10 protein-coding genes and 1 pseudogene are annotated in these 12,152 nt (G+C 67.4%); 8 read left to right on the top strand and 3 right to left on the bottom strand.

Translation table 11 applies throughout. From position 1 onward, the window contains the following. The first annotated feature begins 61 nt into the window (after positions 1 to 61). The gene (locus FHR72_RS13405) at positions 62 to 949 is read left to right on the top strand and encodes a type IV toxin-antitoxin system AbiEi family antitoxin domain-containing protein (RefSeq protein WP_183468708.1); all 888 of its coding nucleotides are present in this window, start codon (positions 62 to 64) and stop codon (positions 947 to 949) included. Positions 950 to 1,072: 123 nt separating this feature from the next. Here the strand turns inward: FHR72_RS13405 and FHR72_RS13410 are convergent, their stop codons facing one another. After that, the gene (locus FHR72_RS13410) at positions 1,073 to 1,546 is read right to left on the bottom strand and encodes a gamma-glutamylcyclotransferase family protein (RefSeq protein ID WP_183468711.1); all 474 of its coding nucleotides are present in this window, start codon (positions 1,544 to 1,546) and stop codon (positions 1,073 to 1,075) included. 71 nt (positions 1,547 to 1,617) lie between these two features. Here FHR72_RS13410 and FHR72_RS13415 point away from each other — a divergent pair, with 71 nt between their 5' ends. The 5 genes and pseudogenes from FHR72_RS13415 (at position 1,618) to FHR72_RS13435 (ending at position 8,302) form a co-directional block, all read left to right on the top strand. Beyond that, entirely contained in the window at positions 1,618 to 3,033 is a 1,416-nt protein-coding gene (locus FHR72_RS13415) for an NAD(P)H-quinone dehydrogenase (RefSeq protein WP_183468714.1), read from the top strand. Positions 3,034 to 3,205: 172 nt separating this feature from the next. After that, positions 3,206 to 4,942 (top strand): glycerol-3-phosphate dehydrogenase/oxidase, encoded by a 1,737-nt coding sequence (locus tag FHR72_RS13420; protein ID WP_183468718.1) that lies wholly within the window; start codon positions 3,206 to 3,208, stop codon positions 4,940 to 4,942. Beyond that, the gene (locus FHR72_RS13425) at positions 4,939 to 5,799 is read left to right on the top strand and encodes a pseudouridine synthase (RefSeq protein WP_183468721.1); all 861 of its coding nucleotides are present in this window, start codon (positions 4,939 to 4,941) and stop codon (positions 5,797 to 5,799) included. Before FHR72_RS13420 ends, FHR72_RS13425 begins: the two co-directional genes overlap by 4 nt. Before the next feature lie 533 nt (positions 5,800 to 6,332). Further along, positions 6,333 to 7,103: an SDR family NAD(P)-dependent oxidoreductase gene (locus tag FHR72_RS13430; RefSeq protein ID WP_183468724.1), complete on the top strand. Its 771-nt coding sequence runs from the start codon at positions 6,333 to 6,335 to the stop codon at positions 7,101 to 7,103. Between the two features lie 54 nt (positions 7,104 to 7,157). Beyond that, a pseudogene (locus tag FHR72_RS13435) lies at positions 7,158 to 8,302 on the top strand (aromatic ring-hydroxylating oxygenase subunit alpha). 7 nt (positions 8,303 to 8,309) lie between these two features. On the opposite strand, the gene FHR72_RS13440 reads toward FHR72_RS13435, so the two are convergent. Further along, the gene (locus FHR72_RS13440; RefSeq protein ID WP_183468727.1) at positions 8,310 to 9,089 is read right to left on the bottom strand and encodes an enoyl-CoA hydratase/isomerase family protein; all 780 of its coding nucleotides are present in this window, start codon (positions 9,087 to 9,089) and stop codon (positions 8,310 to 8,312) included. 10 nt (positions 9,090 to 9,099) lie between these two features. Beyond that, complete coding sequence (locus FHR72_RS13445) at positions 9,100 to 9,783, bottom strand: TetR family transcriptional regulator (protein WP_183468730.1); 684 nt, start codon at positions 9,781 to 9,783, stop codon at positions 9,100 to 9,102. Positions 9,784 to 9,852: 69 nt separating this feature from the next. On the opposite strand from FHR72_RS13445, the gene FHR72_RS13450 reads away from it, so the two are divergent. Continuing rightward, positions 9,853 to 10,914, top strand: a complete 1,062-nt coding sequence (locus FHR72_RS13450; protein ID WP_183468732.1) for a ferredoxin reductase — start codon at positions 9,853 to 9,855, stop codon at positions 10,912 to 10,914. A 36-nt stretch (positions 10,915 to 10,950) separates the two neighbouring features. Further along, the gene (locus tag FHR72_RS13455; protein ID WP_183468733.1) at positions 10,951 to 12,081 is read left to right on the top strand and encodes a fatty acid desaturase family protein; all 1,131 of its coding nucleotides are present in this window, start codon (positions 10,951 to 10,953) and stop codon (positions 12,079 to 12,081) included. Positions 12,082 to 12,152 lie beyond the last annotated feature (71 nt).

Consider the following 12,152-nt stretch of genomic DNA (forward strand, 5'->3'; position numbering starts at 1 on the left):
TCATCCCCAGATCCTCCCGCTGCTCTAGCTAGGGACACGCAGGCGCCGCAGCATCGTCGCCATGAACGACGAACTCGCCGCACTGTTTGCGCAGCAGCACGGCGTGGCCGCCACCGGCCAGATCCTGGCCTGCGTGCCGCGCAGAGGATTCGAGCGACTGGTGGAAACCGGTGTGCTCGAACGAATCTGGCACGGCACCTATTGCCTGGGCGAGCCGACGGAGCAACTGCGCCTGCGTGGACTGGACCTCTCGACAGGACGGCGAGTCGCCGTCTGTCTTGCGACGGCGGCCGCGATGTACGGGTTCGACATGGAGGGGTCGACAGACCTGCATGTGCTCAACCCGCCGGGGTGCGCGCTGCGCGACGCCGACGGGCTCGTCGTGCACCGCCGTGACGGTGCACCGCTCGTCGTGGTCGACGGGCGTCGGGCCACCGCTCCGGCGTGGACGGCCGTGGAGGTCGCCCGCAGCCTGCGGCGGCCTAGGGCGTTGGCCACGCTGGATGCCGCGCTGCGCAGCCGGACCTGCACACGGCCCGACCTTTGGCGGGCGGCTCTCGAGCAGAAGGGTCGTCGCGGAATCGTCGCCGTGCGCAATCTGTTGCCGCCGACCGATGCCCGCGCCGAATCGCCGGGCGAGAGCATGGCGCGGCTGGCGATGCTCGACGGTGGCCTGCCCGCACCGGAGCTGCAGTATGAGGTCGTCGACGGCAACGGGGAGCTGCGTCGGCTTGATTTCGCCTGGCCCGATCTCGGAGTCGCCGCCGAGTACGACGGCGTCGACTGGCACTCCGACCCGGACGCGATGCAGCGGGATCGGCGCCGCAACGTCGCGCTGATGGTGGTGGGCCTGACGGTCATCCCGATCGTGGCCGGGGACCTCAAGGCCGGCGGGTGGGAGCTGGCTGCGCGTATCGGTGATCAGTTGCGTCGCGCTCGTGCGGCGTGAGCGAGCGCCAAAAGTCGGGAATGGCGGCGCGTTGGTGTGCAGACACGCGCGCTCGCGGTGCCGAGCCGAGCCGCACCCAGGCCGAGCCGAGCCGCACCCAGGCCGAGCCAGAGGAGCCCGGGCCTAGGAGCCGGGGCCCACGTTTCCGGCCGGGCGGGTGCGCAGATCGTGCACGTATTCCGCTGGAGCACCGGCGATTTCGGCGGCATCGGCCATCACGCCGAGATAGCGTGCCGACGGGATCCCGCCCTCCCAGGCGTCCAGAACATACAGCCACGCCAGCACGGGGTCGGTCGTGGTGTCCGAGGACGTGCGGTGCACCCGGCAGCGGATCTTCTTGTGGAAGCCGAGCTCAGAGCCCTCCCAGCGGTCGAGGTTCTCCTCGTCTTCTTTGGTGACGTCGTAGAGCACGACGAAGACCTTCGACGTCGGGTCCTCGACGATGGTGGCCAGCGCACCTTCCCACGCGATGTCGGCCCCGCCGAACGTCAGGCGCCACCCGTGCAGCCAACCCGTCCCCGCCATCGGAGAATGCGGAGCCCGCTCCAGCATCTGCTCGGGATGCATATTCGATCCGTAGGCGGCGTAGATCGGCACCCGAGAAGCTTAAACGCATTGTGTGGTGACGGCTGCCAACCATCGTCACCTCGGTGCCCTAGGTTGGAGCCGTGGTAACGCGCATCGTGATCATCGGCGGAGGACCGGCGGGCTACGAAGCGGCACTGGTGGCCGCCGCCCGGGGACGCGACGTCACCCAGGTGACGATCGTCGACGAGGACGGGTTGGGCGGCGCCTGCGTGCTTTACGACTGCGTGCCGTCGAAGACGCTGATCGCCTCGACGGGCGTGCGCACCGAGCTGCGCCGCGCGGGCGGCATGGGCTTCGACATCGACCTCGACGCAGCCAAGATCTCGCTGCCGCAGATCAACAACAGGGCCAAGACGCTGGCCGCATCGCAGTCCGCCGACATCGGCAGCTCACTGCTCAACCAGGGTGTGACCATCATCGGCGGTCGCGGTGAGCTCGTCGACGACGTGGCAGGGATGGCGCACCACCGGGTGAAGGTCACCACCAACGACGGCAAGGTGGGTGTGCTCAAGGCCGACGTGGTGCTCATCGCCACGGGCGCGCAGCCGCGCGTGCTGCCCAACGCGGTTCCCGACGGCGATCGCATCCTGACCTGGCGTCAGCTCTACGAGCTCAAGGAGTTGCCCACCCACCTGATCATCGTGGGCTCGGGTGTGACGGGCGCCGAGTTCTGCAATGCCTACACCGAGCTGGGGGTCACGGTCACCGTCGTGGCCAGCCGCGACCAGATCCTGCCGCACGAGGATTCGGACGCCGCCGCCGCGCTCGAGCAGGTATTCAACGAACGCGGTGTGACGTTGGTCAAGAATGCCCGCGCCGACTCCGTGACCCGCACCGAGAGCGGGGTCCGGGTCGCGATCGCCGACGGCCGCGTCGTCGACGGCAGCCACGCCCTGATGACCGTCGGCTCGGTGCCCAACACCTCGGGCCTGGGCCTGGAACGCGTCGGCATCGAGCTCAAGCCCGGCGGCTACATCCCGGTGGACCGGGTGTCGCGGACCCCGGCGGCCGGGGTCTACGCCGCCGGCGACTGCACCGGCCTGCTGCCGCTGGCGTCGGTCGCCGCGATGCAGGGCCGCATCGCGATGTACCACGCCCTCGGTGAGGGCGTGGCTCCCATCCGGCTGCGCACCGTCGCGTCGGCGACCTTCACCCGGCCCGAGATCGCCGCGGTCGGCATCCCGCAGTCGGCCATCGACGACGGCAGCGTGCCGGCCCGCACGCTGATGCTGCCGCTGAACACGAACGCGCGCGCGAAGATGTCCCTGCTGCGGCACGGTTTCGTGAAGATCTTCTGCAGGCCTGCCACCGGCGTGGTGATCGGCGGTGTGGTGGTGGCACCGATCGCCTCGGAGCTGATCCTGCCCATCGCGTTGGCGGTGCAGAACCGCATCTCGGTCACCGACCTTGCGCAGACGCTGTCGGTGTATCCGTCGCTGTCGGGTTCGATCGTCGAAGCCGCGCGGCGACTGATGGCCCACGACGACCTGGACTGACCTCTCGGCTGGTTTCCCGGGCTCGTTCCTCGCCGCGTGCCCATCCGGCGGTTAACCTGGATTCGACAACGCGTACTGACGAGTAACCGAGGAGTCGGCCAGCGTGAATGACCCGATCCCGGCACCAGGGGCGAGCGAAGCGACGGGGAACGTGCCAGGGGCGAGCGACGCGATGGGGAGGGCACCCGGGACGGGGCAGACGTTCCTCGGTCCTGATCAGCGGGTCCGTGCCTGGGAACGTCTCGGCGGTGACCAGTTCGACGTGATCGTCATCGGCGGCGGCATCGTCGGCGCCGGGGCCGCCCTCGACGCCGCCACCCGCGGGCTGAAGGTCGCGCTGGTCGAAGCTCGCGACTTCGCATCGGGCACCTCCAGCCGCAGCAGCAAGATGTTCCACGGCGGGCTGCGGTACCTGGAGCAGCTGGAGTTCGGTCTGGTCCGCGAGGCCCTGCACGAACGCGAGCTGTCCTTGACGACGCTGGCGCCGCACCTGGTCAAGCCGCTGCCGTTCCTGTTCCCGCTGACCAACCGGTGGTGGGAGCGGCCGTACATCGCCGCGGGCATCTTCCTCTACGACCAGCTCGGCGGCGCGAAATCGGTTCCTGCGCAGAAGCATTTGACCCGCGCGGGCGCGCTGCGGCTCTCGCCGGGACTCAAACGCAGCTCGCTGGTCGGCGGCATCCGCTATTACGACACCGTCGTCGACGATGCCCGCCACACCATGACCGTCGCGCGCACCGCCGCCCACTACGGCGCGGTCGTACGGACGTCGACGCAGGTCGTCGCGCTGCTGCGCGAGGGCGATCGTGTCACCGGCGTCCGGGTGCGAGACTCCGAGGACGGTGAGGTCACCGAGGTGCGGGGCCACGTGGTCGTCAACGCGACCGGGGTGTGGACCGACGAGATCCAGGCATTGTCGAAGGAACGCGGCCGGTTTCGGGTCCGCGCGTCCAAGGGCGTGCACATCGTGGTCCCCCGCGACCGGGTCGTCAGCGAGGTCGCGATCATCCTGCGCACCGAGAAGTCGGTGCTCTTCGTGATCCCCTGGGGCACGCACTGGATCATCGGCACCACCGACACCGACTGGAACCTCGACCTCGCGCACCCGGCCGCGACGAAGGCCGATATCGACTACATCCTCGGGCAGGTCAACAAGGTGCTGGCCACGCCCCTGACCCACGACGACATCGACGGTGTCTACGCGGGTCTGCGGCCGCTGCTGGCCGGGGAGAGCGAGGAGACCTCCAAGCTCTCGCGGGAGCACGCCGTGGCGGTCCCGTCGCCCGGTCTGGTCGCGATCGCCGGCGGCAAGTACACGACCTATCGGGTGATGGCCGAGGACGCGATCGATGCCGCCGCCGAGTTCATCCCCACGCGGGTGGCACCCTCGATCACTGAGAAGGTGCCGCTGATGGGCGCCGACGGCTACTTCGCCCTCGTGAACCAAACAGGAAGCGTCGGTGCGCATTACGGCCTGCACCCCTACCGTGTGCGGCACCTGCTGGACCGCTACGGGTCGTTGATCGGGGACGTGTTGAAGCTGGCCGACGGCCAGCCCGAACTGCTGACCCCGATCACGGACGCGCCGGTGTACCTCAAGGTCGAGGCCGCCTATGCCGCCGCCGCCGAGGGTGCGCTGCATCTCGAGGACATCTTGGCCCGCCGCATGCGGATTTCCATCGAATACCCGCACCGCGGGGTGGACTGCGCGCGTGAGGTCGCCGAAGTTGTTGCGCCCGTGCTGGGTTGGAGTGCCGAGGATGTCGACCGCGAGGTGCAGACCTATCGGGCGCGGGTGGAAGCCGAGGTGAGGTCCCAGACCCAGCCCGACGACGAGTCGGCCGATGCGCTGCGCGCCGCGGCGCCGGAGGCGCGGGCGGAGATCCTTGAGCCTGTCCCACTGAATTGAGGCGACCGCCGCCGCTTCCCGTCCGGGACGGTCTCGGGCCGGCGCGGGTCCGTGTGCACGGCGGGCTCCTGGTCGACGAATTCGAACGTCGGTGGGGCTCGGGCGCGAAAGTGCTTGCCGGCGAGGTGTTCTGCGCGAACGGGTCCGTGGCTGACGGGTCTACCGTGCTGCCCGCCGGAGCCGTGGTCTTCCTGTATCGCGAGCTACCCGACGAGGTCGAGGTTCCCTTCGACATCCCGGTGCTGCACTCCGATGAGAACGTGCTCGTCGTCGACAAGCCGCACTTCCTGGCCACCATGCCGCGGGGCAGTCACGTGGCGCAGACCGCGCTGGTGCGGTTGCGCCGTGACCTGGATCTGCCCGAGCTGAGCCCGGCGCACCGCCTCGATCGTCTGACGGCCGGGGTGCTGCTGTTCACGGTCCGCCGAGAGGTGCGCGGGGCGTACCAGACCATGTTCGCGCGCGGAGAGGTCGGAAAGACCTACCTCGCCCACTCGCACGCCACATCCGAGGTGACACTGCCGACGACGGTGCGCAGCCGGATCGTGAAGCGCCGTGGCCAACTGCAGGCGGTGGAGGAGCCGGGGGAGCCGAATGCCGAGACGTACGTCGAAGCACTCGGCGGAGGGGACTACCGGCTGTCGCCACGGACGGGACGCACCCACCAACTGCGGCTGCACATGTCGTCCCTGGGGCTGCCGATTGCGGGAGATCCGTTGTATCCCCACGTCGTCGAGGTCGATCCGGCTGATTTCACCAGACCGTTGCGACTGCTGGCGCACACACTCGAATTCGACGATCCGCTGACGGGCGCACACCGATCGTTCACCAGTGCCCGGACGCTGACCGGAGAATAGTGTGTGCTCAGATCGCGACTCCCCTCGGCGATCACGCGTGATCGCGATCTGAGCACACACCGGAAGCGCTCAGGCGGCGTTCCGTCTCCGTGCCTGTGCGGCCCCGACTCCGCACGCAGGGAAATGTATCGCATCCGCAAACAGTTCGCTGAGCTATTCGACATGGACGTCAAACTATGTCTTGACTAGGGAATTTTCCGACAAGTCAATCGTATAGGGCCTTTGCGCAGGCGGGTGGGGGTCGGCTACGGATCGATATATGTCATACCGGAGGCCGGAGCGCCCACATGCTGTGCGAATTCGCGAGAATGTGTCGCGGGTGTGCAGGTTCGGCAAAGCGAACACCCGCCTTCGCGGCCTCTGCGTCTCAGGCGGCGGGGCGATGCCAGTTAAGCGTGTTCGTCAGCGAAAAAAGTTTGGCGGCTGCCACAATCAGCAGGCTATCGGCGGTGATACCGCCCGGACCAGGAGGTGGCCTTGCCTAGGAGTCGGCTCGTTTCGGCGGCGAACAGCGGCATCGGGAGGTCCCGCTGATGGATCGTTCCTCGTTTGACGGGCTGTTCGACATGTCGGAGCGGACCGTGATCGTCACCGGGGGCACCCGTGGGATCGGATTGGCGCTGGCCGAGGGTTACGTGCTGGCCGGCGCCCGAGTGGTGGTCGCGAGCCGCAAAGCCGAGGCGTGCGACCAGGCCGCCGAGCACCTTCGCGAGCTGGGGGGTGAGGCGATCGGCGTGCCGACACACCTGGGCGAGGTCGACGACCTCGGCGCGCTCGTCGAGCGCACGGTGGCCGAGTTCGGCGGCGTCGACGTTCTGGTGAACAACGCCGCCAACCCGTTGGCCCAGCCGTTCGGGCAGATGACCGTCGATGCGCTGACGAAATCGTTCGACGTCAACCTGCGGGGTCCGGTGATGCTGGTCCAGGAGGCATTGCCGCACCTCAAGGCCAGCGAGCACGCGGCGGTCCTGAACATGGTCTCCATCGGGGCGTTCATCTTCGCGCCGATGCTGTCGATCTACGCCTCGATGAAGGCCGCCATGATGTCCTTCACCCGGTCGATGGCCGCGGAGTTCGTCCGGGACGGCATCCGCGTGAATGCGCTGGCGCCCGGACCCGTCGACACGGACATGATGCGTAAGAACCCGCAGGAGGCGATCGACGGGATGGTCGGAGGCACCCTGCTCGGGCGGCTGGCGACGCCGGACGAGATGGTCGGCGCGGCGCTGCTGTTGACCTCGGACGCCGGGAGCTACATCACGGGGCAGGTCATCCTCGTCGACGGCGGCGGGACCCCTCGCTAGACGAGGCGTATCGAACCGTGGCCATACGCTCTCGGAAATTTGTATGGTGACGGTATGGCGATCGACAGGACGTTGACCGAACGCGGGCTGGCCCTGGTGAACGACAGGACCACCGACATGGCGGAATCGGTGCTGAAGGTGCCCCTGCACTACTACCGCGACCCGAAGCTCACCGAGATCGAGGAGTCGTCGATCCTGCGGCGCACTCCGCTGGCGATCGTGCCGAGCAGCCAGATACCGGACAGCCATGACTACGTGGTCCGGTCGGTGCTGGGGGATTCGCTGCTCATCACCCGCGACTCGGCAGGCCGGGCGCACGTGTTCCTGAATTACTGCCGGCACCGGGGCGCGATGCCGGCGTGCGGCAGCGGCAACGCCCGTCGGTTCGTCTGTCCCTACCATGCCTGGAACTACGACAGTTCGGGCCGGCTGGTCCGCGTGCCTGGCCAGGCGGGCTTCACCGGGATCGATCTCGGGAGCTATGGGCTGGTCGAGCTCCCCAACGAGGAACGGTTCGGTTTCGTGTGGGCCGTGCTGACGGCCGGGGGTGACATCGACCTCGACGCCCACCTCGGCGACTTCGCGGCCGAGCTCGCCCAGTGGGACTACGAATCTTTCGGTTACCACGACCAGCGCGAGTTCGAGTCGGACACGAGCTGGAAGGGCGCGCTGGAAGCCTTCGCCGAGGGCTACCACTTTCCGTTCGTGCACGGGCAGAGCGTGATCGGGCAGAACACGGTGGCCAACACCCACATCTACGACGAATGGGGTCGGCACCATCGAATCGGCTTCCCGTTCAACAACATCGCCGACCTGAATGCCGACCCCGCCCAGGACTGGGATCCCGTTCTGCGGATGGGTGTCATCTACTGGGTCTATCCCAACCTGATCCTGGCCAACAGTCCGGTCGGTGTGGAGATCATCGACATCCTGCCTGCCGGCGAGCCGACCCGGTGCACGGTGCGACACAGTTGGATGGCCCGCTATCCCGCCACCGACGACGCGCAGCGCGCGTTCTACGACGAGATCTACCGTCAGGTCCACGCGGCGGTCCGCGACGAGGACTTCGTGATGCTGCGCAGTGCGGCGAAGGGGTGCGCCGAGGTCAGCATGACCACATGGTGATCGGCCGCAACGAGATCGGAGTGCAGCACATGATCCGTGTGCTCGCCGGCGAACTCGGCGTCGCGCTGGCCTGACCCTGCCTCAGTTCTTGCGCAGCACCTTCGCGGCCGCCTCGCGCATCTCTCCGCTCGTCGACGCGAGAATTTGGCTGCGGTTCTCCAGGTGCAGGGCCGCTTCCAGGCTCGAAGCCTCGAGATTCGCCCACAGCACCTGTTTGGTCGATTCCAGGCCGAACTTGCCGTAGCCACAGAGAGTTTCGGCGATCTGCACGGCGTCGTCGGTGACGGATTCGGTCACCCGCGTCACCAGTCCCCACCGCAACGCCTCGTCGGCGTCGACCGGACGTGCGGTCAGGATCATGTCGAAAGCCGCACCGGCGCCGATGATCCGGGGGAGCGTGTAACTCACGCCGATGTCGCAACCGCCGAGGCCGAGTTTGATGAACTGGGTGCAGAATCGCGCCGACGGGGACGCGATGCGAAGGTCGCAGGCGGCCACGATCCCGAGCCCGCCGCCGTACGCGACGCCGTTGACGGCGGCGATCACGGGTTGGCGCAGGCGGTGGATCTTGGCGGTCAGGTCGGCGATGCGTTCCTGCCACCGCATCCCCGAACGCGGGAACTCGGTGCCTGCGCCCGCTTCGTCGGGATTGGGTGCACTCAGGTCCAGACCGGAACAGAAGCCGCGCCCAGCGCCCGTGATGACCACGACGCGGCAGGCATTGTCGGCGGCGATGTCGTCGAGTGCGGAGTGCAGTGCTTCGACCAGCTCATAGGACAGGGCATTGAGCTTGTCGGGCCGGTTCAGGGTCAGAATGGTGATCTCGGGCCGGGGCCGGGCTGCTTCGAGTACGGGCGACATGCCCGTCACGTTAACTGCTGCGCCAGCCCGCCACGCCGACGGTGATCATCCGCAGCTGCTTGATCGCGATACGCCGCACCTCTTCGATACTGGCGGGGTCGGTGGCGTCTTCCAGGGTTTCGGCGATGACGATCATCGAGTTGACGAAGACGCTGGCGAGGACGTTCAGGTCTTCGCTGCTCCAGGTGTTCAGGTTCGGGAAGCGAGCCAGATCGATCGCCAACTCCGATGTGATCAAACGAATTTCGGTGCGGATCGCGTAGCGGAGCACGGTGACACCGGTCGAGCGTTCCCTGCCGATGAAGCGCCAGTGTTCGCGGCGTTGTTGAACCCCGTCGATCAGGATGTCCACCGATGACTCGATGACCCGGTTCGGATCGAGCTTTCCCGCGCGCGCTCCGCGCAACATGTCGCGCAGGGTGCGGAAGGACTCGTCGATCAGGACGAGGCCCAGCGCCTCCATGGATTCGAAGTGCCGGTAGAAGGCTGCGGGCACGATGCCGGCCTCGCGGGTGACCTCGCGCAGGCTCAGGGCGCTGAAACTGCGCTCGGCCAGAAGCTGCAGCGCAGCGGCGACGATGGCCCGCCGGGTGGCCTCTTTGCGCTCCTCGCGCGAGAGGGTCTCCCTGCTCCTGTCCTTCGACCGGGAGCGGCCGGACTGCCCCGATCGTGAGCTGGGAGTACGACTGTTCACTATGTGAAACCTACCACAAGCTGCGGCGATCTCTTGACGGACCCCTGGTGTGGCGCGCACGGTGTACATATGTTCACTGAAACATTGACGAAGCGGGTCAAGCGCTCCGCCCTGCTGGACCTGCTGACCGGTCCGCACGGCGTCGATCGCTACACCGAGCTGGTCGACCCCACCTGGACGCGCCGTCAGGGCCGCGCCCGGATCGTGGACGTGCGCCGCTCCACGCCGCGCAGCGTCACGCTGACCTTGGCGCCGAACCGGGCCTTCAGCGGCTTCCGGGCGGGGCAGCACATCAACGTGTCCGTCGACATCGACGGGCGCCGCCGGACCCGCCCCTACTCGCCGGCCAACGCCGAGGGCGATCCGTACATCGAGCTGACGATTGGTCACCACGAGGGCGGGCTCGTCTCGACCTACCTCGTCGAGAACGCGCGCCGCGGCATGGTCGTGGGCCTCGATTCGGTGGGCGGCGAGTTCACGCTCCCCGAGCGGCCCGACGGACGTCTGCTGTTCGTCTCCGGCGGCAGCGGGATCACCCCGGTCATGTCGATGCTGCGCACGCTGCGTGCCCAGCGACACACCGGCGAGGTCGTGTTCGTCCACTATGCGCGCTCGGAGGGCGAAGCCGCCTACCGCGACGAGCTCGCCGAGATCTCGCGGTCGATGCCGAATATCACCGTGCTGCACGGGTACACCCGCACGGCGGCAGGCTCGGATCTGGACGGCCGGTTCACCCGCGCGCACCTGCCCGAGACGATGGCCGACCCGGCCGGGGTCTACGTGTGCGGACCGCCGGATCTCGTCGATGCAGTCCGAGGCGTCTTCCCGGACGCACAGTCGGAGAGTTTCGTCCCACCGGTCTTCGACGGCGAAGCCTCCGGCGGCACTGTGCAGTTCACCGAAAGCGGCACGACCCTCGTCGACGACGGACGGCCGCTGCTCAACCAGGCCGAGGACGCGGGCCTGACTCCCGAAAGCGGTTGCCGGATGGGCATCTGCTTCTCCTGCACGCGCCGCAAGACCAGCGGTGCCGTGCGCAATGTGATCACCGGCGCGGTGTCCTCGACCGAGGAAGAGGACGTGCAGATCTGCGTGTCGGCTCCGGTCGGCGACGTGGACATCGCGCTCTAGGCAATCGGCGACCAATCAACTGAGAGGTGAGGAATCATGACTGAGGTTCTGGACACCAGCACGACCGAGAGCACCACCTCCGCGCAGGCGCGGACCATCAGCAAGACGGTCGCCGGCAAGACGGTGACTCTGACCCCCGAGCAGGCCGAGGCGTTCGGCCGCGAACTCGACGCTCTCAAGGAGAGCGTTATCGCCGATCTGGGCGAACGCGATGCGACCTATATCCGCCGGATGATCAAGGCCCAGCGTGGCCTCGAAATCGGCGGCCGGGCATTGCTTTTCGGTGGTGTCTTCCCGCCGTTCTGGTTGGCCGGCACCGCGCTGCTCTCGCTGTCGAAGATCATCGACAACATGGAGATCGGCCACAACGTGATGCACGGCCAGTACGACTGGATGGGCGATCCGGCGATCTCGAGCAAGGGCTTCGAATGGGACAACGCGTGCCCCGGTGACCAGTGGCGGCACTCCCACAACTACATGCACCACACCTACACCAACATCGTCGGGCTGGACCGCGACATCGGCTACGGCATCCTGCGGATGAGCTCCGATCAGAAGTGGCGTCCGTACTACCTCGGCAACCCGGTCTACGCGTTCCTGCTGATGGTGCTCTTCCAGTACGGCGTGGCCCTGCACGAGCTGGAGAGCGAGAAGATCGCCTCCGGCGAGATCACGCTGACCGACAAGCGCGAGATCCTCGAAGGCATCTGGCGCAAGACCAAGAAGCAGACGATGAAGGACTACGTGGCCTTCCCGTTGCTGGCCGGACCGTTCGCCCCGTGGGTGTTCGCCGGGAACATGACCGCGAACCTGGTGCGCAACGTGTGGTCCTACATGGTCATCTTCTGCGGGCACTTCCCCGAGGACGTCCAGGAGTTCTCCATCGAGGAGACGAAGGCCGAGACGCGCGGGCAGTGGTACTTCCGTCAGATCCTCGGGTCGGCGAACCTGACCGGCGGCAAGCTCTTCCACATCCTCACCGGCAATCTGTCCTTCCAGATCGAGCACCACCTGTTCCCGGACATTCCGGCGTTCCGGCACGCGGAGATCGCGCCGAAGGTCCAGGAGATCTGCGAACGCTACGGGGTGCCCTACAACAAGGGCCCGCTGCCGCAGCAGTTCGCGACGGTGGTACGCAAGATCGTCAAATTCGCGCTGCCGTTCTGACCGCTTCCGGTCCCTATCGCTGAGTGCATTCCGCGCGGTCCCGGCCTTCCCGGACCGCGCGGAGTGCATTT

It is taken from the genome of Mycolicibacterium iranicum (assembly GCF_014190915.1).
GTDB classification, from domain to species: domain Bacteria; phylum Actinomycetota; class Actinomycetes; order Mycobacteriales; family Mycobacteriaceae; genus Mycobacterium; species Mycobacterium iranicum_B.

Excerpts from the sequence above, each read along its gene's own strand:
- FHR72_RS13440 (WP_183468727.1), bottom strand. The coding sequence starts at position 9,089 with ATGTCGCCCGTACTCGAAGCAGCCCGGCCCCGGCCCGAGATCACCATT.
- FHR72_RS13405 (WP_183468708.1), top strand. The coding sequence starts at position 62 with ATGAACGACGAACTCGCCGCACTGTTTGCGCAGCAGCACGGCGTGGCC.
- FHR72_RS13450 (WP_183468732.1), top strand. The coding sequence starts at position 9,853 with ATGTTCACTGAAACATTGACGAAGCGGGTCAAGCGCTCCGCCCTGCTG.
- FHR72_RS13430 (WP_183468724.1), top strand. The coding sequence starts at position 6,333 with ATGGATCGTTCCTCGTTTGACGGGCTGTTCGACATGTCGGAGCGGACC.
- FHR72_RS13455 (WP_183468733.1), top strand. The coding sequence starts at position 10,951 with ATGACTGAGGTTCTGGACACCAGCACGACCGAGAGCACCACCTCCGCG.
- FHR72_RS13420 (WP_183468718.1), top strand. The coding sequence starts at position 3,206 with ATGGGGAGGGCACCCGGGACGGGGCAGACGTTCCTCGGTCCTGATCAG.